The sequence below is a fragment of the Alkalibacillus flavidus genome, assembly GCF_040545925.1.
GTDB lineage: Bacteria > Bacillota > Bacilli > Bacillales > Alkalibacillaceae > Alkalibacillus > Alkalibacillus flavidus.
The window spans coordinates 179,400-200,224 of the sequence record NZ_JBEPMX010000002.1 but is presented as its reverse complement, the minus strand read 5'-3'; the positions used below and the strand labels follow the sequence as shown (position 1 = coordinate 200,224).

General features: G+C 39.4%; 19 protein-coding genes and 1 other annotated feature (1 of these 20 only partly in view). All 19 genes read left to right on the top strand.

Going from position 1 to position 20,825, the window contains the following annotated elements; genetic code table 11:
• Positions 1 to 136 precede the first annotated feature (136 nt).
• Positions 137 to 1,096 carry a 6-phosphofructokinase gene (gene pfkA, locus ABID56_RS03570; RefSeq protein WP_354219242.1) on the top strand — a complete coding sequence of 320 codons (960 nt, stop codon included), beginning with the start codon at positions 137 to 139 and terminating at the stop codon, positions 1,094 to 1,096.
• Positions 1,097 to 1,126: 30 nt separating this feature from the next.
• Positions 1,127 to 2,887, top strand: a complete 1,761-nt coding sequence (gene pyk, locus ABID56_RS03565) for a pyruvate kinase (RefSeq protein ID WP_354219241.1) — start codon at positions 1,127 to 1,129, stop codon at positions 2,885 to 2,887.
• 27 nt (positions 2,888 to 2,914) lie between these two features.
• Entirely contained in the window at positions 2,915 to 3,307 is a 393-nt protein-coding gene (locus tag ABID56_RS03560) for an FxsA family protein (RefSeq protein WP_354219240.1), read from the top strand.
• A gap of 120 nt (positions 3,308 to 3,427) precedes the next feature.
• Entirely contained in the window at positions 3,428 to 3,901 is a 474-nt protein-coding gene (locus ABID56_RS03555) for a DUF441 domain-containing protein (RefSeq protein ID WP_354219239.1), read from the top strand.
• Positions 3,902 to 4,113: 212 nt separating this feature from the next.
• Positions 4,114 to 5,232: a citrate synthase gene (citZ, locus tag ABID56_RS03550; RefSeq protein ID WP_354219238.1), complete on the top strand. Its 1,119-nt coding sequence runs from the start codon at positions 4,114 to 4,116 to the stop codon at positions 5,230 to 5,232.
• An 84-nt stretch (positions 5,233 to 5,316) separates the two neighbouring features.
• Positions 5,317 to 6,588, top strand: coding sequence for an NADP-dependent isocitrate dehydrogenase (gene icd / locus ABID56_RS03545; RefSeq protein ID WP_354219237.1), 1,272 nt, complete (start codon positions 5,317 to 5,319; stop codon positions 6,586 to 6,588).
• A gap of 25 nt (positions 6,589 to 6,613) precedes the next feature.
• Positions 6,614 to 7,561, top strand: a complete 948-nt coding sequence (gene mdh / locus ABID56_RS03540) for a malate dehydrogenase (RefSeq protein WP_354219236.1) — start codon at positions 6,614 to 6,616, stop codon at positions 7,559 to 7,561.
• 464 nt (positions 7,562 to 8,025) lie between these two features.
• Complete coding sequence (locus ABID56_RS03535; protein ID WP_354219235.1) at positions 8,026 to 8,715, top strand: response regulator transcription factor; 690 nt, start codon at positions 8,026 to 8,028, stop codon at positions 8,713 to 8,715.
• A complete protein-coding gene (pnpS, locus tag ABID56_RS03530) occupies positions 8,716 to 10,416 on the top strand; it encodes a two-component system histidine kinase PnpS (protein ID WP_354219234.1) in 1,701 nt (566 codons plus the stop codon).
• A gap of 59 nt (positions 10,417 to 10,475) precedes the next feature.
• The gene (gene polA / locus ABID56_RS03525; RefSeq protein ID WP_354219233.1) at positions 10,476 to 13,097 is read left to right on the top strand and encodes a DNA polymerase I; all 2,622 of its coding nucleotides are present in this window, start codon (positions 10,476 to 10,478) and stop codon (positions 13,095 to 13,097) included.
• A gap of 15 nt (positions 13,098 to 13,112) precedes the next feature.
• On the top strand, positions 13,113 to 13,946 hold the full coding sequence (gene mutM, locus ABID56_RS03520; protein ID WP_354219232.1) for a DNA-formamidopyrimidine glycosylase: 834 nt from the start codon (positions 13,113 to 13,115) through the stop codon (positions 13,944 to 13,946).
• Positions 13,947 to 14,005: 59 nt separating this feature from the next.
• Positions 14,006 to 14,638 (top strand): sporulation membrane protein YtaF, encoded by a 633-nt coding sequence (ytaF, locus tag ABID56_RS03515; RefSeq protein ID WP_354219231.1) that lies wholly within the window; start codon positions 14,006 to 14,008, stop codon positions 14,636 to 14,638.
• Between the two features lie 11 nt (positions 14,639 to 14,649).
• Positions 14,650 to 15,267, top strand: a complete 618-nt coding sequence (gene coaE, locus ABID56_RS03510) for a dephospho-CoA kinase (protein ID WP_354219230.1) — start codon at positions 14,650 to 14,652, stop codon at positions 15,265 to 15,267.
• A 113-nt stretch (positions 15,268 to 15,380) separates the two neighbouring features.
• The gene (locus tag ABID56_RS03505; protein WP_354219229.1) at positions 15,381 to 16,403 is read left to right on the top strand and encodes a glyceraldehyde-3-phosphate dehydrogenase; all 1,023 of its coding nucleotides are present in this window, start codon (positions 15,381 to 15,383) and stop codon (positions 16,401 to 16,403) included.
• Between the two features lie 121 nt (positions 16,404 to 16,524).
• Positions 16,525 to 16,992 (top strand): hypothetical protein, encoded by a 468-nt coding sequence (locus ABID56_RS03500; RefSeq protein ID WP_354219228.1) that lies wholly within the window; start codon positions 16,525 to 16,527, stop codon positions 16,990 to 16,992.
• A gap of 78 nt (positions 16,993 to 17,070) precedes the next feature.
• Positions 17,071 to 17,541 (top strand): transcriptional regulator NrdR, encoded by a 471-nt coding sequence (nrdR, locus tag ABID56_RS03495; protein ID WP_354219227.1) that lies wholly within the window; start codon positions 17,071 to 17,073, stop codon positions 17,539 to 17,541.
• Positions 17,542 to 17,557: 16 nt separating this feature from the next.
• A complete protein-coding gene (locus ABID56_RS03490; RefSeq protein WP_354219226.1) occupies positions 17,558 to 18,928 on the top strand; it encodes a replication initiation and membrane attachment family protein in 1,371 nt (456 codons plus the stop codon).
• Positions 18,929 to 18,944: 16 nt separating this feature from the next.
• Positions 18,945 to 19,880, top strand: a complete 936-nt coding sequence (dnaI, locus tag ABID56_RS03485; RefSeq protein ID WP_354219225.1) for a primosomal protein DnaI — start codon at positions 18,945 to 18,947, stop codon at positions 19,878 to 19,880.
• A gap of 79 nt (positions 19,881 to 19,959) precedes the next feature.
• Positions 19,960 to 20,760, top strand: a complete 801-nt coding sequence (locus ABID56_RS03480; RefSeq protein ID WP_354219224.1) for a hypothetical protein — start codon at positions 19,960 to 19,962, stop codon at positions 20,758 to 20,760.
• A gap of 55 nt (positions 20,761 to 20,815) precedes the next feature.
• Positions 20,816 to 20,825: a binding site (T-box leader), on the top strand (it continues 225 nt past the right edge of the window).

Here is a 20,825-nt window from a genome sequence, read left to right as displayed (position 1 = left end):
TATTCAGCTCCCTTTTTATTTCATTTTGCAACATTATGTAGCGAGAATCGCGAGCTTTTTGGTATATACATAGCATTTTGTCACGTTATAATTTAAAATGAATAGTACAATTGAATGTAGTAAAGAGGTGGATCTAATGAAAGCAATCGGTGTATTAACGAGTGGCGGTGACGCTCCAGGTATGAATGCAGCTATTCGTTCAGTTGTTCGGAGCTGTGTTTACTATGATATAAAGGTATACGGTATTTATTATGGCTATCAAGGGTTGATTAATGGTAATATTGAAGAGTTAACAATCGGGTCAGTCGGTGATATTATTCAAAGAGGTGGAACGGTCTTATATTCATCACGCTCTGAAGAGTTTAAAACACCTGAAGGACAACAAAAAGCCATTGATCAAATGAGAGCATTTGGTATAGATGGACTAGTTGTGATTGGTGGTGACGGATCATTCCGTGGCGCAACGAAACTGTCTGAACAAGGCTTTCCGTGCATTGGTGTACCAGGAACAATTGACAACGATATTCCAGGTACTGATTTTACGATCGGCTTTGATACGGCCTTGAACACGGTGATTGAAGCGGTGGACAAAATTCGTGATACCGCCACGTCGCACGAACGAATTTATGCGATTGAAGTCATGGGTCGAGATGCTGGTGACCTAGCGCTTTGGGCAGGATTAGCAGCCGGTGCTGAAAGTATTCTAGTGCCAGAGCGTGATACGAGCATAGATGCCGTTCTTGAAAAAGTTAAACGAGGCCATGAACGTGGTAAACGTCACAGCATTATCATGGTTGCAGAAGGTGTAGGTAGTGCTGTTGATTATGCCAACTACATCCAAGAACATTTAGAGTTATCGACACGTGTGACCGTCTTAGGACATACACAACGTGGTGGATCCCCGACTGCTAATGATCGAGTTTTAGCTAGTCGATTAGCCGCTTATGCAGTCGATTTATTGAAAGATGGTCAAGCAGGACGAATGGTTGGCATCGAAAACAACCAATTAGTCCATGATGATATTATGAATGTGTTAAACAAAAAACATGAAATTGACCAAGATTTATACGCATTATCGAATCGCTTATCCATTTAATTTAGCTTTTAAGTAGGAGGACATAAAGTTATGAAGAAAACGAAAATTGTGAGTACGATTGGACCGGCATCAGAATCGGTTGAGACGTTAAAACAACTGATTAATGCAGGTATGAATGTGGCGAGACTTAATTTTTCTCACGGTGATTATGACGAACATCGTGCACGTATTGAAAACATTCGTGAAGCAGCTAATGAATGCGGAGCGACAGTCGGTATTTTATTAGACACGAAAGGACCTGAAATTCGTACAGGGACGTTTAAAGAAGATGAAGTTGAACTTGTAAAAGGGTCAACAGTCTATATCGCAATGGACGATGTCGAAGGAACGGCTGAGCGTTTTTCTGTTAATTATCCTGGTTTAATCAATGATGTAGAACCTGGTGGGAAAATCCTACTCGATGATGGTTTAATCGGGCTAGATATTATGTCGATTGACCACGAAAACAATGAGATCGAAACAAAAGTGATGAATACAGGTATGATCAAAGATAAAAAAGGTGTAAACGTACCTAATGTTAGTGTGAACTTACCTGGAATCACTGAAAAAGATGCTAATGATATTATTTTCGGTATCGAGCAAGATATTGACTTTATTGCGGCATCATTTGTAAGACGTCCATCTGATGTCTTAGAAATTCGTGAATTGTTAGAAGAGCACCAAGCTGAACATATTAAAATTATCCCGAAAATTGAAAACCGCGAAGGTGTAGATAATATTGAACAAATCATTAACGTCAGTGACGGTATTATGGTTGCACGCGGGGATTTAGGTGTTGAAATTCCAGCTGAAGAAGTGCCACTCGTACAGAAAAACTTAATCGAACAATGCAATGTCGTAGGTAAGCCAGTTATTACTGCAACGCAAATGTTGGACTCGATGCAACGCAATCCACGTCCAACGCGCGCCGAAGCAAGTGACGTGGCGAACGCAATTTTCGATGGAACAGACGCGATTATGTTATCTGGTGAAACAGCAGCAGGTGATTATCCGGTTGAAGCAGTTGAAACGATGTATAATATTGCGACGTATTCAGAGAACTCGGCCGATAAAATTATCGCGATGGGTGCGTATGTCGAACGGTTAGATACGACGATTACGGATGCTATTAGTCATTCTGTTGCGAATTTAGCAGAAGACTTAAAAGTAGAGGCGATCGTCACACCGACCGAAAGCGGAAATACAGCACGTAATGTGTCAAAATATCGTCCGAAAGCGAACATCGTTGCAGTAACATCTAAAGAACATGTCAGCCGTCAACTTAGTCTCGTTTGGGGTGTTCACGCTTTACACGGACAAGCTGTTGATTCGACCGATGAGATGCTTGCTCTAGCCGTTGAAAAAGGCCTTGAATCTGAATTGTTTAGTAATGGCGATCGAATCGTTATTACAGCAGGTGTTCCAGTCGGCGAAAGTGGTACAACAAACTTAATTAAGGTTCATGTTGTCGGTAATATCGTCGTTAAAGGACAAGGTATTGGTAAAGTAGGGGCGGCAGGTAAAGCTGTTATTGCCAATACGAAAGAACAATTAGAACAATCATTTAATGATGGTGATATTATTGTGACTCGTGGTACTGATAAAGATATGATGCCATACATTGAGCGTTCTAACGGTGTGATTACTGAAGAAGGCGGCTTAACGAGTCACGCAGCAGTCGTCGGTTTGAACGTCAATATCCCAGTTATTGTTGGAGCTAGTGATGCGACGAATCTTATTGAGGAAAGTGAAGAAATCACACTTGATCCAACAAACGGTAATGTCTATCAAGGTCGCACAACAGTCTTATAACCGACTGCTCGAAAGGAGCATCGCGATATGTTTCGTATACTTTTTGTTCTTATCGTCGTCGTATCGGCGATAGAAATTGCGTTATTTGTTTGGCTCGGCAACTTACTTAATGTTTGGTTTGTCTTGTTTGGTATTATTTTAACGGGCCTTTTAGGGGCGTGGTTAGCGAAGTACCAAGGCACTGAGACATTGATGCGAGCTAGGCGGGAAATGACTTACGGGCGCGCACCAACTGAAGAAATTTTTGATGGTATTGCCATATTAGTTGGGGCTGTCGTCTTGTTTACGCCCGGTTTCTTAACCGATTTATTCGGGTTTATCTTGCTTATTCCTGCAACAAGAAGCCCGTTTAAACGTTGGGGACAGGCGTTAGTTTACGCGATGATCAAGAAAGGAACCGTGAAAGTGATACGGCGATAAAAGAAGGGGGAGTAATAATCTCTCCTTCTTTTTTTGTGTTTTAATCAGTCGTTATTTGCGGATGTCGTGAAAGAAGCCTACAATAAAAGGTATAGATTTTAAACAAAGGCGGTATGCATCGTGTTTTCATCATCAACAATATTTTTATTAATATTACTTGCATTAGGCTTTATTGCAAAAAACCAACCGATATTAATTGCGGTGTATATATTATTAGGCGTGAAACTATTTAACCTTGAAGATCGTGTGTTGCCTTTTGTAGAATCGAAAGGAATTTTTATCGGCGTTGTGGTGATCACAGTAGCTGTGTTAGTTCCGATTGCAACAGGGGAAATAGGCTTTTCGGAGCTCTATCAAAGTATCAAATCGTATTATGCCTGGATTGCTATTGCTGCTGGGGCATTTGTCGCTTATGTGGCGCGTGACGGCTTAGATTTGATGGCTAATGAGCCTCATCTAACGGCTGCGCTCGTATTAGGAACAATATTAGGTGTTGTATTTCTACAAGGCGTTGCGGTCGGTCCACTAATCGGTGCTGGAATTGCCTACCTCGTCATGCAAGGTGTGGATGGTATATTAAAGCTTGTTTCATAAGATGATTCTGTGTTTAAACATACACAACACGGGAATATATAATAACAGTTATGCACTATACCTAATTATTATGAAATTTGTATAGTTAATAGTTTCACTTCGAAACAATTTTGTTTATAATGGTGATTGGGATGTATTAGCATAGCTTTGTAAATTGAGGTGTATACATACACACCATTTGTTTCATTATTCTTTAAAGAAGGAGAGATTCTATGTCTAGCACTAAAGGTCTTGAAGGTATCACCGCAACACAATCACAAATAAGCTCAATCATCGACGATAAACTGACATACGTCGGTTATGATATCGATGATTTAACAGAAAATTGTAGTTTCGAAGAAGTGGTTTATTTATTATGGAATCTTAAATTACCGAACGAAGAGGAATTAGCATCATTTAAAGCAGAACTAGCTGAAGAAATGGCCGTTCCTCAAGGAATTATCGATCACTTGAAATCATATGACTTATCATCCGTCCATCCGATGGCAGCTGTTCGTACAGCGGTATCGATGTTAGGATTATATGACAATGAAGCAGATGAAATGACGGAAGAAGCAAACCGTCGAAAAGCACTTCGTTTACAAGCTAAAATCTCAACGATCGTAACAGCTTTCGGACGCATCCGAAATGGCGAAGAGCCAGTTTCTCCTAAGAAGGAGCTAAGCTTTGCTGCTAACTTCCTATACATGTTAAATGGTAAAGAACCTGAAGACATTGAAGTTGAAGCATTTAACAAAGCGTTAGTCCTTCATGCTGACCATGAGCTTAATGCATCTACCTTTACATCACGTGTCTGTGTCGCTACATTATCAGATGTTTATTCTGGTGTAACAGCAGCAATTGGTGCGCTAAAAGGACCATTGCACGGTGGCGCGAACGAGCGTGTTATGAAGATGTTAAGTGAAATTGGCGAAGAAGATAACGCTATTCCATACATCAAAGAAAAATTTGCCAACAAAGAAAAAGTTATGGGTATGGGCCACCGCGTGTACGAAAATGGTGACCCACGCGCGAAGCATTTACGCGACATGTCTCGCCAATTAACGAGCATAACAGGCGAATCAAAATGGTATAACATGTCTGTCAAAATTGAAGAATTCATTAAAGAAGAAAAAGGTTTACCTGCTAACGTAGACTTTTACTCTGCTTCGGTTTATCACAGCTTAGGTATTGAGCATGATTTGTTCACGCCAATCTTTGCAGTGAGTCGTGTGTCAGGTTGGTTAGCGCATATTCTTGAGCAATATTCAAATAACCGCCTAATTCGCCCACGTGCTGAATATGTTGGGCCAGACAAGCAGACATTTGTTCATTTAGAAGAAAGATCATAAATATGACGAAAAGCCGGGCAACCGGCTTTTGTGATGTTCAACCAATCAATATGTAAATATTAAAATTTTTAGGAGGTCATGACATTGACACAAGCGAAAAAAATTACTGTAGAAAATGGACATATGCATGTTCCAAATCAAGCGATCATTCCATACATTGAAGGTGATGGTACAGGACCAGATATTTGGGCTGCAGCATCTCGCGTATTAGAAGCAGCTGTTGAAAAAGCATATAACGGTGAAAAAGGTATTGAGTGGAAAGAAGTTTTAGCTGGTCAAAAAGCGAAAGATAACACAGGCGAATGGTTACCACAAGAAACTTTAGACACGATTCGTGAATATAAAATCGCGATTAAGGGACCACTAACAACACCAGTAGGTGGCGGTATTCGTTCTTTAAACGTTGCCCTACGCCAAGAGCTTGACTTATTCACTTGCCTACGTCCTGTTAAACACTTCTCAGGTGTTCCATCTCCGGTTAAAAAGCCTGAAGATGTCGATATGCAAATCTTCCGTGAAAATACAGAAGATATTTATGCAGGTATTGAATGGCAAGAAGGTACTGACGATGTGAAAAAAGTAGTCGACTTTATCCGTAACGAAATGGGTGTTGATAAGATCCGTTTCCCTGAAACATCAGGTATCGGCATCAAGCCTGTATCGAAAGAAGGAACAGAGCGTCTTGTCCGTTCCGCAATCGACTATGCCCTTAATGAAGGTAAACAAAGCGTGACATTAGTACACAAAGGTAACATCATGAAGTTCACTGAAGGGTCATTCAAAGCTTGGGGTTACGACCTTGCTGAACGTGAATATGGTGACAAAGTATTCACATGGAGAGAATATGACAAGATTACAGAAGAAAAAGGTCGCGACGCTGCGGATCAAGCTGAGAAAGAAGCAGTAGATGCAGGTAAAATCATCATTAAGGATGCTATCGCGGACATTTTCTTACAACAGATTTTAACGCGTCCGAAAGAATTTGACGTGGTTGCAACTATGAACTTGAACGGTGACTACATTTCTGACGCATTAGCGGCACAAGTTGGCGGTATTGGTATTGCACCAGGTGCTAACATTAACTATGAGTCAGGTCATGCGATCTTTGAAGCTACTCATGGTACTGCACCTAAGTATGCAGGTCAAGATAAAGTAAACCCTTCATCTGTTATTTTATCGGGCACACTTATGTTAGACCACTTAGGTTGGCGTGAAGCAAGTGAATTAATTCATAAAGCAATGGACAAAACAATTGCAAGTAAAGTTGTCACGTACGACTTTGCACGTCTAATGGACGGCTCTACACAAGTTAAGTGCTCTGAATTTGCTGATGAATTAATTAAAAACATGGACTAATCAAAGCTAATTGAGGAGGAGTTCAATGCCTAATAAACGTCGTAAAGTTTCTGTAATTGGAGCTGGTTTTACTGGTGCCACAACGGCATTAATGACAGCACAACAAGAATTGGCTGATGTCGTATTAGTTGATATTCCAGATATGGAAGACCCGACTAAAGGAAAAGCGTTAGATATGTTAGAAGCAAGCCCTGTACAAGGATTTGACGCTAACATTATTGGAACGTCTGATTATCAAGATACAGCAGATTCTGATGTCGTTGTTATTACAGCAGGTATTGCCCGTAAACCAGGGATGAGTCGTGACGATTTAGTTGCAACGAATGCTAATATTATGAAGCAGGTGACAGATCAAGTGGTCACTTATTCACCTAATTGCCATATCGTCGTCTTAACAAATCCAGTCGATGCGATGACGTATGCTGTTTATAAACAATCTGGTTTTCCGAAAAATCGTGTGATTGGTCAATCAGGTGTATTAGATTCAGCACGATTCAAAACATTTATTGCTCAGGAGTTAAATGTCTCTGTGAAAGATGTGACTGGTTTTGTATTAGGCGGTCACGGAGATGATATGGTACCTATGTTACGGTATTCATCCGTTGGAGGCGTTCCAGTTGAAACGTTAATTTCTAAGAAACGCTTAGATGAAATCGTTGAACGCACGCGTAAAGGTGGCGGTGAAATTGTTGGCTTGTTAGGCAATGGATCAGCCTATTATGCACCTGCAGCTTCCATAACAGAAATGGTTGAAGCCATTCTGAAAGATCAACGTCGAATGTTGCCAGCGATTGCCTATTTAGAAGGCGAGTATGGCTATCACGATATGTATCTTGGCGTACCAACTATTTTAGGTGGCGATGGTATTGAACAAGTCATTGAGCTTGATTTAAATGAAGATGAACGAACTCAGCTTGATCAGTCAGCTGAATCTGTCAAACACGTCATGCATGTTTTAGATAATCAAGATTAAACAAAAGGTCCGAGATAGCAGGATGTTCATTTGTACAAAAGGCAAATGTTTGAGTGTCGTAACAGTTAAGCACTCATGAAGCGGAATCAAAACGCGTAGACTCCTGTGGGAACAGTACGAGTCTCGAGACCCCGCAGGAAGCGTTTTTCTTCCGAGGGATGCACCTGCGTCTTCTAGCAGCGCTTCGTGGCAGGCTTCCTCGGTGGAAGTTGCAAGGCAGCTTATTCGATGATGGTGCCTGGCTCGAGCCGTGCCCACGGAAAGCGAAGTGTTTTGATGGAGCGTCAATTAAGCAGAAACCCGAACGATTTATTTTCTAATTAAATCGTTCGGGTTTTCTTTGCTTGATGAGGTTTTGTGCTAAGATCTTTTTATTATGAATCAGCGTGATATAGTGAACAAATACTTCAACTATTATATAATAAAAGGAAAAGCCTGATTAATATTTGGGAGTTGTTGGATTCATGACTAAAAAATTATTAATTGTAGATGATGAGCTATCAATTACAACACTTATTGACCACCATGCAACTGAGGAAGGGTTTCAAACGACAGTCGTTCATGATGGACAAGCAGCGTTAGACTCTTTGAAGCATAACACATTCGATTTAGTCGTATTAGACCTCATGTTACCAGAAGTAGACGGTGTTCAAGTATGCCAAAAAATGCGCGCTGAACAATACCAGACGCCTGTTATTATGTTGACGGCTAAAGGTGAAGAAGAAGATAAAATTGCGGGGTTAAATGTCGGTGCGGACGATTATATGACCAAACCGTTTAGCCCAAAGGAATTAATGGCTCGTATTCATGCCGTATTACGTCGTTTCACTTCATCACAGCCTTCATCAGATGACACCATTAAATTGCATGATGTCACAATCGATGAAGATTATTATCAAGTCTATAAGCAAGGGGAACCTGTTAGTTTTACTCAAAAAGAATTCGAATTATTGCTTTATCTAGCCAAGCAACCCGGTAAACCAGTCAGTCGTGATGTTTTATTAAAAGACATTTGGGATTTCGATTATATGGGGGATACGCGTATGGTTGATGTCCATATTAGCCACTTGCGAGATAAATTAGAAGATAATCCAAAAAAACCAACGCTCATTAAAACGGTAAGAGGAGTTGGTTATAAGATTGAGGGATCATAAGTGAGAACTGTTATAGAAAAGCGGACAATTATTTTATACATCGTCTTTAGTATTATTATGATTGTCTTGATTGGTGCATTATTTAATCAAATCGCTCGTTATTACGTGACAAGTGCTTATGAAGATCAATTAATGGGAGAGGCACCGTATATCGCAGAACAAATTGGTCAAAGCTCGATGAATTCTAAACAAAACACGCTTGATGATTACAGCCGTCAATTTAATGTCGATTTATTCTATGAAAATCCATCTGAAGAACGCATTTTACATACATTTCAAAACGACCAATTAAATGTGATTCGAACGATTCGGAACAATACCGATGATTTTGGTTATGCGACGTTAATCAATAATCGTTTAATGATGACGTACACTTATGACAATCAAGATTATTTAACGATCACGACAAAGCCTTTACCTCTTCCGGCATTGTCTCAAACGATTTGGTGGAGTGTGTTCGCTTTTTCATTGTTTACGGCGATATTATTGTGGCGTTTCGGTAATCGGTTATATGATAGTTATGTTGAACCTGCTATTCAAGCAACGGAAACATCTAAAGAATTAGCAAGTGGTAATTATGAAGCGAGAGTTGATGAGTTACCGTATGGTGTAGCATCGGAGTTAGGGCTATTAGTTAATCGATTAGGACGTCATTTGCAATACGTCACGACGAAATATGAAAACCAAAACAGTCGTTTAAAGACCGTTGTCAATAATATGGAAAGTGGCGTGTTATTAATTAATGAAAAAGGGATGACACGATTGGTTAATGATGCTTTCATTAATCAATTTGAAACGAAGTCTATTCCATTTATTGGCGAAATATACTATGACGTTATTTTACAGGACCAAATTAATAATGCCATTCAAGAGGCGATATTTACTGAAGATAAATTACAACAAACGATTGAAACACATGACGGACGGTTCTTTGAGTTATATTTGGCTCCAATTAAAGGACAAGAAAGCGATTGGCGTGGCGTTGTCATTGTATCTCATGAAATAACCGAAATTAAACGTCTAGAACGAGTGCGTAAAGATTTTGTTGCGAATGTGTCACATGAACTGAAAACGCCTGTCACATCGATCCAAGGGTTTGCTGAAACATTGCTCGATGCTCCGGCGATGGACGAAGAAAAACGAGGTCAGTTTTTAACGATTATCAAAAAAGAAACGAAAAGGCTCAATATTTTAGTTCAAGACTTATTAGATTTATCTGTATTAGAAAAAGAAGGTTATAGTCTTAAACGGTCTGAGTTTGACGCTCAATCATTAGTGGAAGACGTCACAGCCGTTGTAAAATCGCAAATCGAAGCTAATTCGTTAACATTAAAGTTTAATTGCGATCATGAATTAAAGATCAAAGCAGATTATTACCGCATTTATCAGTTAATGTTAAATTTAATTCATAACGCGATTCAATATACTGAAGAAGGTGGGACAATCACGTTAGATGTTCTTCATGATGGTGAATCGATTGTCATTAGTGTTTCGGATACAGGTATTGGAATTCCAAAATCGGCGCATGAACGAATTTTTGAGCGATTCTACCGAGTTGATAAAGCGAGAAGCCGTCATTCTGGAGGAACAGGTTTAGGGTTGTCGATTGTGAAGCATATTGTTGAAGCTCATGAAGGATCCATAGCTTTAGATAGTGAAGAAGGACATGGAACTACGATTTACGTCACGTTACCGCAATAAACGATGGCTATTTGTTATACTAATTAGTGGTTGAATGAATATTTGAAGAGGTGTTCAATATGGCAAAAGAGTTAGTGTTAATCGATGGTAACAGTATTTTATATCGATCGTTTTTCGCCTTACCGTTGTTAAGTAACGAGCAAGGTGTTCATACGAATGCTGTATTCGGTTTTACGAAAATGTTATTAAAAGTATTTGAAGATCATGATCCATCACATATATTAGTGGCATTTGATGCTGGTAAAACAACATTCCGACACGAGACGTATCAAGAATATAAGGGTGGCAGGCAGAAGACACCGCCTGAATTGTCTGAGCAATTTCCGATCGTTCGTGAGGTGCTAGATGCTTTCGGCGTAAAATATTATGAACTTGATCAATACGAAGCCGACGATATTATCGGCACAATTGTAAAAGAAGCGGACAATGCAGGTCACCCGACCACTGTCTATTCGGGTGACAAAGATTTATTACAATTAGCCTCAAACAACACACAAGTGTCGCTAACGCGTAAAGGTGTAAGTGAAATAGAAACGTACACACCTGAGACGATACAAGATAAGATGGGGATTTCAAAAGAGCAGATTATTGATTTAAAAGCATTGATGGGCGATCAATCGGATAATATCCCTGGTGTACCAGGAGTTGGAGAGAAAACGGCTGTTAAATTAATCAATCAGTTTGGAACTGTGGAGTCCATCTATGACAATTTAGACAATGTATCAGGCAAAAAATTAAAAGAAAAACTTGAAGCCAATCATGATGAAGCAATAATGAGTAAACAGCTTGTGACGATTAAGCAAGATTCGCCACTTGAGATCTCATTACAAGATTTAAACTATAGCGGGTATGAATCAAAAGATGTCTTAGAAGTGTTTAAGACGTATGGCTTTCAATCGTTGATTCAGTCGGTTGATGGTGGTCATGAATCTTCGTATGAAACCGTTGATTTTGAGGTCATCGATGATTTCAATGATGTTCAACTCGATTCAAAGGCTAATCTGTTGTATATGGAAATGCTCGATGACAACTATCACGAAACCGAGATTATTGGTTTCGGTTTAGTAAATAGTCATGGAACCTATATGTTACCGACATCTGTCTTAGAACAAGAAGCTTTTCGAAACTTTTTAAACGACAATGACCAACCTAAACTAGTCTTCAATAAAAAAGCGTTAGTTGTAGCGTTAAAATGGCGGGGTATAGAAGTTCAAGGTATTGAATTCGATTTACAGTTAGCAGCATATATTGCCAATCCGTCTAGTCATGACGGAAATATTACGTCCATAGCGAATCACTATAACGTAGCTAACGTATCGTACGATGAAGAAATTTACGGCAAAGGAGCCAAACAGCATTTGCCTGACGAATCAACCTATTATGATCACATTGTTCGCAAAGCAATCGCAGGCTATCAGCTATTTGATATATTACAACAAGAGTTAAAACAAAATGAACAAGAATCGTTATATTACCAATTAGAAATGCCGTTATCAAGTATATTAGCTAATATGGAGTACAATGGGATCAAAATTGATGTCGAACGCTTACAAACGATGAACCAAGACTTGACTGAACGGTTAGATTCCATCGAAAAGCGGATACATGAATTAGCCGGTTCAGAATTCAATATTAATTCGCCGAAACAGTTAGGTAAAGTGTTATTCGAAGACTTGGAGTTACCGGTCATCAAAAAAACAAAAACGGGTTATTCAACGTCAGCCGATGTTTTAGAGAAACTACAACATGAACACGAAATTGTCGATCAAATTCTCCATTATCGACAACTATCGAAATTACAGTCGACGTATCTTGAAGGCCTAATGAAAGTCGTTCATGAAGACAATCAAAAGATTCATACACGGTTCAATCAAGTGTTAACACAAACAGGTCGTCTTAGCTCAGTTGAACCAAACTTACAAAATATCCCGATCAGGTTAGAAGAAGGTCGCAAAATTCGCCAAGCGTTCATTCCATCGGGTGACAATGCTGTCTTATTTGCGGCGGACTATTCGCAAATCGAATTGCGAGTGCTTGCTCACATCGCGAATGACGACAAATTAATCGAAGCGTTCAACAATGGCAAAGATATTCACACACAAACAGCGATGGACGTGTTTGATGTAAAGGAGGAAGAGATCGATGACTTGATGCGTCGCCAAGCTAAAGCCGTGAACTTCGGTATTGTTTATGGCATTAGTGACTACGGGTTAAGTCAAAATCTCGGTATTTCTCGTAAAGAAGCGGAACAATTTATTAACAAGTATTTTGAGAGCTACCCAGGGGTTAAACAGTACATGGATGATATCGTCACGCGAGCGAAACGTGACGGTTATGTTGAAACGATTATGAATCGTCGCCGTTACTTGCCAGATATTAATAGCCGTAATTTCAATAAGCGTAGTTTTGCTGAGCGAACGGCAATGAACTCACCGATTCAAGGAAGCGCGGCCGATATTATTAAGCAAGCGATGATCGATGTCACGACTAAATTAGCTGAAACGGATATTCAAGCAACGATGCTGTTGCAAGTGCATGACGAGTTAATTTTTGACGTTGCGAAAGAGGATGTTGAATCGCTTGAAGCTATTGTGAAAGAGGCGATGGAACAAACCGTTGATTTATCAGTACCGTTAACCGTTGATTACGCTTATGGTGACACTTGGTACGATGCGAAATAATAGAGGAGAACAAGTATGCCAGAATTACCAGAAGTCGAAACAGTAAGACGCACATTATCAGAGTTAGTCGTTGGCAGAACGATTGATGATGTCGTCGTTGATTACGCAGGTATTATAAAAGAACCAGATGATCAATATGAATTTACAGCAAGACTGAAAGGTCAAACGATCCAATCAGTCGGACGTTTAGGCAAGTTTTTATTGTTTGATTTAACAGATGATGTGTTAGTGTCGCATTTACGGATGGAAGGGAAATATGGAGTGTTTCCGAATGATGAGCCTGTTGATACGCATACGCATGTTCGTTTTCAACTCGATCATAATCAAGAATTACGTTATAAAGACGTTCGTAAATTCGGCACGATGCATCTAAAACGTAAAGGGACTGAATTAGACACACCACCGATTAGTAAATTAGGGTTAGAACCGTTTAGTGATGATTTTACTCCCGATTATTTATATGACCGATTAATGAAAACGACACGTTTACTCAAGCCAACGTTATTAGATCAAGCGATTGTGACAGGATTAGGAAATATTTATGTCGATGAAGTGTTATTTTATAGTCGATTACACCCTGAACGTGTAGCGAATACGTTAACGTATGATGATGTGAAAGTGTTACATGAAGCAATTGTTCAGGTCTTAACACAAGCGATCGAAAAAGGTGGTACATCGATTCGTACGTATCTAAATTCGATTGGTGAAATCGGCTTATTTCAATTAGATTTAACGGTGTATGATCAAACGGACAATCCATGTGTAGTCTGTCAACAACCTATCGTGAAAACAAAAGTTGGAGGTAGAGGGACTCATTTTTGCCCTCATTGCCAACCCGTCTATCGCTAACAGCTTATAAGCTCTTTTCATAAGATAAACAGAACCCCTTATGAAAGGAGCTTTTTCACTTGGTTGATGTCATCATGATGGTGCTGTTACTTAGTTTGGCGGTTAGTTTTGACAGTTTCTTCTTTGGAATGACCTATCAATTACGTCACATTTCTGTTCCTAAAGAGACAATCGCGATTGTCGGTCTCGTCACGGCGTTAAGCTTTTTTGTCGGGCATTTAATCGGCGATGGCATTCGGTTTATGGTTCCAATGCTAACCGATATCATAGGCAGTTTAATATTTGTCGTGATTGGATGTTGGGTGATCGGTCAGTGGGTACAGGATCAAAAGGTTAAATTTAAAAAGCATCAAGAAAATGGTGAAATGACTTTTAATTTAACACTTATATGGAATATTTTAAAACAACCACAAACAGCTGACCGCGATCATTCGGGTACGATTACAGGCATTGAAGCGGTGATGATTGCGTTAGCGTTATCGCTTGATTCATTGGCTAGTGGCATAGGTGCTGCTTTTCTTCAAATTTCAGTATTTCAAACGTCTATGATGATTGGGTTATGTTCTATTGCTTTTCTTTATAGCGGGTTGTGGTTAGGGCGTTGGTGTCAGCAGTTTAACTGGGTTCATGCACTGTCATTTTTGCCAGGTGTTATTTTAATTAGTTTAGGATTATGGCATTTTATACAATAAGGGGTGTTCGTATGTCATTAGTTGTAGGATTAACAGGTAGTATTGCGACAGGTAAATCGACGGTTTCGAATATGTTGACAAACTGGGGAATACCAGTGATCGATGCTGATCGTATTTCGCGCCAGGTCGTTGAAGTAGGAGAACCAGCATATCAACAAATTGTTGACACATTTGGCGAGGAAGTGTTGCATGACGATAAGACATTGAACCGGGAAGTGCTCGGGTCGATTGTGTTTAAACGTGATGACGAACGACAAAAATTAAATCAAATTATTCATCCGCATATTCGACAAACGATGCTCGATCAACGTGATCAATTGAAAGAAGAAGGACATCCAATCATTGTAATGGATATACCGTTACTGTTTGAAAGTGAGTTATTTGATTATGTGGATAAAGTGCTCGTTGTTTATGTCGATCCGGATGTTCAACTAGCACGGTTAACTGAACGTGATCAAGTATCAGAAGACCAAGCGTTGAAGCGGATTAACGCACAAATCCCAATAACTGAGAAAAAGAAACGAGCTGATGCCATTATTGATAATGGTGGTACGGTTGAATCGAGTCGTGAGCAGTTGTTGTCGGTCTTAGAAAAATGGGAGATTAACACGTCCTCATTTAAGTCATAATTTTTTTGTTTTTTTCACCACAATCTCTCACAAGAATGCGTTTAATGTGTTATACTATTATTGATAAAACGTTATACAATTGAGCGTAAGATGCATGGTGAGGGGGACTTCAAATGAACGCAACAAAAGTAGCAATTAATGGATTTGGTCGAATCGGACGCATGGTGTTTCGACGTGCGATGAAAGATGATCAATTGGATGTCATAGCCATTAATGCAAGTTATCCGGTTGAAACGCTTGCTCATTTAATACGTTATGATTCAGTACATGGTCATTATGATGGGACGGTCGAAATTGACGGTGATCATTTAGTGATTGACCAACAAGTTGTTCAAACAGTATCGAATCGTAATCCTGCTGAATTACCTTGGGATGAATTAGGTATTGATATTGTCATTGAAGCTACAGGTAAATTTAATTCAACTGAACAGGCACAACCACATATAGATGCAGGTGCACAAAAAGTCGTGTTAACTGCACCAGGCAAGCCAGCTGATCAAACGATTGTGATGGGGGTTAACGAATCAGACTACAACCCGAACGACCATCAAGTTATTTCAAATGCGTCTTGCACGACGAACTGTCTAGCACCTGTTGCTAAAGTTTTACATGAAAACTTCGGAATTGAAAGCGGTTTAATGACGACAGTGCATGCGTTTACGAACGATCAACAAAACTTAGATAACCCACATAAAGATTTACGACGCGCACGCGGGTGTACACAGTCGATTATTCCAACATCTACGGGTGCTGCTAAAGCAATCAATGACGTGTTGCCTGACTTGAAAGGTAAATTACACGGTATGGCTTTGCGTGTACCAACGCCGAATGTATCCTTAGTCGATCTCGTTGTCGATTTGGAGACAGATGTGACAGAGGAAGAGGTTAATCAAGCGTTTGTTGAGGCGATGAATGGTGAATTAAATGAGTATTTATCTATTAATCAAGATCCACTTGTATCGATCGATTATACGACATCGCCTTATTCATCAATCGTAGATGGTTTATCAACGATGGTGATGGATAATCGTAAAGTGAAAGTATTAGCTTGGTATGATAATGAATGGGGTTATTCATGTCGTGTCGTCGATCTTGTTCGATATGTAGGCAATCAATTAGTCATTCATCAAACATAAAGTGAGAGGGTCCCGATTGTTTTCGGGATCTTTTTAATTTGTATGACGATTTTCTCCATACGCTTATCGGTTGGAATGTGATAAAATGATAGTCACATGAAACATTAGAAGGTGACAGTATATGAACCGCTCGATGATCATATTTTCGTTAATATTTTTCATTATAGGAAGTGTTCTCTATGTGACGACACGTGAAGAAGTAGAAGTTGTCTCAGGAGAAACGTTATTAGACGATGTCAACGGTAATCCAATCCAACAAATGCGGATCGAAAAACATAATTTTAATAGTGGTATCCCGTTTCAATTTGCTGAATTAGCTAATGAAAGTGAACAATCTAAAATAGTGGATACGATTGAACAACTTGAATTAAAGCCGATTTCGGGGAATTTCCATCAAGTGGCTTATACGGTTTATATTGAGCACGACTCAGATTACGGCTCGAGGCCATTATCACTTAGAATGACAGAAGATTATTTGCAAACGCCTAATATGCAAGACACTTACCACGTCGTCGGTGAGAACAGATTGATAGAAGCGATTGAGTCTCTCGATTTAAACTGGAATTCGCCAAATCGAGGAAATAACTAACCAACAATTTATGACGGTCATACATATTTGTTATACTAAATATACGATTCAGTGAATAAAAGTCAGAGGTGCGAAATCATGAGATGCCCAAATTGCGATGAAAAAACGACGAGAGTGTTAGATTCACGTCCAATAGATGAAGGGAAATCCATACGTAGACGCCGCGAATGCGACGGTTGCCAGTATCGTTTCACAACATTTGAACGTGTTGAGGAAATCCCATTAATCGTTGTGAAGAAAGAAGGGACACGTGAGGAATTTAATCGTGAGAAGCTTAAGCGAGGCTTGATTAAAGCGTGCGAAAAGCGACCGGTTTCACTTGAACAAATCGAGCAAGTAGCATTTGAGGTAGAGCGCGATTTGCGTGATGCAGGTAATTCCGAAATTATGAGTCATGATATTGGTGAACTCATTATGGACAGGTTAGCTGAAGTGGACGAAGTAGCATACGTCCGATTTGCATCCGTGTATCGTCAGTTTAAAGATATCAATGTGTTCATGAACGAATTGAATGACATGATTAATCGGACAAAGAATAATTCGTCGTGATCAGGAGGTGAAGAACGTGCAAGATCGAATGAAACATTTATTGCCTAATGACCAGTGCGTCATTATGAAACGGACGGCATTTTTTGAAGATGTTCACGCAGTATTGACTTTGTTATACCAACCGTTAATTGGGATGAAGAGTGTTGCGCTGTATCAAATGCTTTGGCGTGAACATGATGCTCGTTCTTCACAGTTATCACACCATCATCTGATGGGGTTGTTAAATATGTCCTTAGATGATGTTTACGAAGCACGTCAGAAGTTGGAAGGCATTGGTTTATTGAAAACATTCAAGCACGATGATACGTATCGAACGTATTATTATGTTTTAAGAAGACCGGTTTCGGCCTATCAATTTTTTGATCACCCGACGTTATCGATTTTATTAGAACATCATGTCGGAAAAGAAACACACCAATCATTGCAACAACGTCTAGCGCCAACACCTCAACTCGATCAATCAGTAGAAGATGTGACCGTTCATTTCGATGACGTGTTTACGACGTTAAAACATAAACGACAGCCGGTTCAGGAAACGCAAGATGAGTCACTTGTTATTAATACTGAATTACCGCTAGAGTGGTTGTATAAAATGTTAACGCAACAACAAATCGAACCGAAACACATTTTAACGAACGCCAATTTATCGTATATGGAAAAAGTTATCAAAATTTATGACGTTGATTATTTAGAGTTGGAAAAAGCCTTGCTGTGGGCCATTAATGAAGATGCTGTATTTGACCGTCAAGAATTCCTTGATATGTGCAAAGATATTTATCATAAAAAGCATGGGTCTGTACCACCGCGTTTATATGCTAAACATGAAGCAATGGAAGAAACGCAACCAGAATCGACACAGCCTCAAGAGAAAACGACGGCAACGAAACAAGAACGTTTAGTGCAACATTTTAATCAAATTACACACCGAGAATTATTAGAAGACTATGCGAGTTCCGGTTTGGCCTCTATGAAAGAAGTTGACATGCTAACACAAGTGATGGAGGAGCACGGTCTAACACAACCGGTCATGAATGTTCTCGTTCATTATGTCCTTAACAAAAACGCAAAGAAGCTTAACCGCAGTTATATTGAAACGATTGCCGCTCATTGGAGTCGGGAAGGTATTAAAACGGCAGAACAAGCGATGAATTTAGCTAAGCAAGAACATAAAATGTATCAAACGTGGCAACAGAAAAAACAACAGCGCTCGTCAGCTAAGCAATCGCCATCCAAAAAATCAAATGAAGTCATACCGAAATGGTTCAAACAGCAAAAAGAACAAAAACAGAAACAATCACAAGCCACACCAAATGAAGAACAGCAATCAGAGGAACGCGATGAAGAATTAGAAGCCTTTTTCAAAAGCTTTTCGCAACCGAAACAATAGTTGAAGGATGATGACGATGGAACCGATCCAATCAGCCTTAAATAGTTGGCTGAAAAACAATGAAAACTTTCAAACATCGATGAATGACATGCGCGACAAAATTTTGCAATCAGAGCGTATTCAGGCGCTATTAGCCGAACACCCAGAACTAACGCGAGAACAGATTGATAAACAATTAATTAAATTGTACGAATATGATTATCAATCGCTTAATTGTAAGAAATGTCCATCGCTCGAAGGCTGTATCAATGTGATTCCTGGCTATGTTCCTGAGGCTCACGTACAGAATGGTCGAATTAAATTGATGTATCATGAGTGTCAACGCAAACAAAAAGCGATTCAAATGGAAAAACAACGCTCATTTGTCCAAAGTTTGCATATGCCAAAGGAAGTCCACGAAGCTAGTTTTTCGCAAATTAAATTAGATGTAACAGGCCGTTCGGAAGCATTGAAGCGGATCCAGCAATTTTTTAAAGATAGTCAAGATCAATTACCGCAAAAAGGGCTGTTCTTACACGGTAGTTTTGGTGTAGGTAAAACGTATATGTTAGGCGCATTAGCTCAAGAATTAGCGACGATCCAGGTGGACACGATGTTTATTTATATGCCTGAATTTGTCCGTGAAATGAAAGCATCGATTAGCGATTCGACGATTAACGAAAAGATTGATCGGTTTAAACGGGCATCGGTTCTCGTTTTTGATGATATAGGGGCCGAATTTTCTTCAGCATGGTTCAGGGATGAAGTGCTCGGGGCGATTTTACAATTCCGTATGATGGAACGCCTGCCTGTATTTTTTACATCGAATTATGATTTAAATGAACTAGAGTTAATGTTTTCAAAAGTCGGTAAGTCCGATTTAGAAGAAGTAAAAGCCGCCCGAATTATGGAACGTATTAGACAAGTGAGTGAACCTGTTGAAGTGACAGGCGATAACCACCGCGACCTATAATTGTTTAGGTCGCGTTTTCATGTTTTCCTCCTTTTTTTCATACGGTGTAATATCGACTGTGATGAAAGAGGGATGAATCATGAAAGAATGGGTATTACGTTTTGAAACAGCTGCTGATGCAAGGCAGTGGGTTATGTTTTCGCATCAAGACAAGCAATTTTTTAGTCATGTTACTAATGATCCAAATGTCGTACGAATGATTGCGACCGAAAGTGTTTTGTGGTCTCGTTGGTTAGATTTACTATTTTCTTATGTGCAAGCTGTGATGGTACCGAAACATTCAAAGCGAATGTTGAAAGATCATTATTACTTAGTCGACGAAGAGATTGAGCAAATTATGCCGTTTGTTTTAAACCTTAGTGAGGATACGTTGCCATTACATAGTCAATTAACATCCTTGTATTCACATTTAGTTCGTTACGTCCACCAATTAGAAACGCCTTATGACATCAGCTTGTCAAATCTCGAGCTATTTATGTTTGATGGTCACTCAGATTGGGTTGATGTTGTTGGATATGCGATTGACGAGTGGCAATTTGAAATGCAATTCCAAGATCAAATGGAGCGATTACGGCAATGGATTGATCAATCAAGATCATTGTATCGTCGTATCGATGTGTATGATGCTGATGTATTGTTGTTTTTCGATGATACAGGCAAACGGATCGATCAACCGACAGAAAGGGTTATAACTGATTACTTGATCATTCCCTCGTTAACGAATGGCCTGTTATCTTTAAGGCCAGAATTGATCAACATTTTTACTAATTATCGAAAGACGCATGCATTGTATCAAGTTAAAAATTTGTTTCAAGAACGCGCAACTATTTTTGAGGAGCATGAATTTCCACATGAAATAAACAACCTATCAAGAAGTTGATCAATAGATATTGATTTTTATCATAAACATCGATATAATACGTACATAATATACGTGTTATGTGT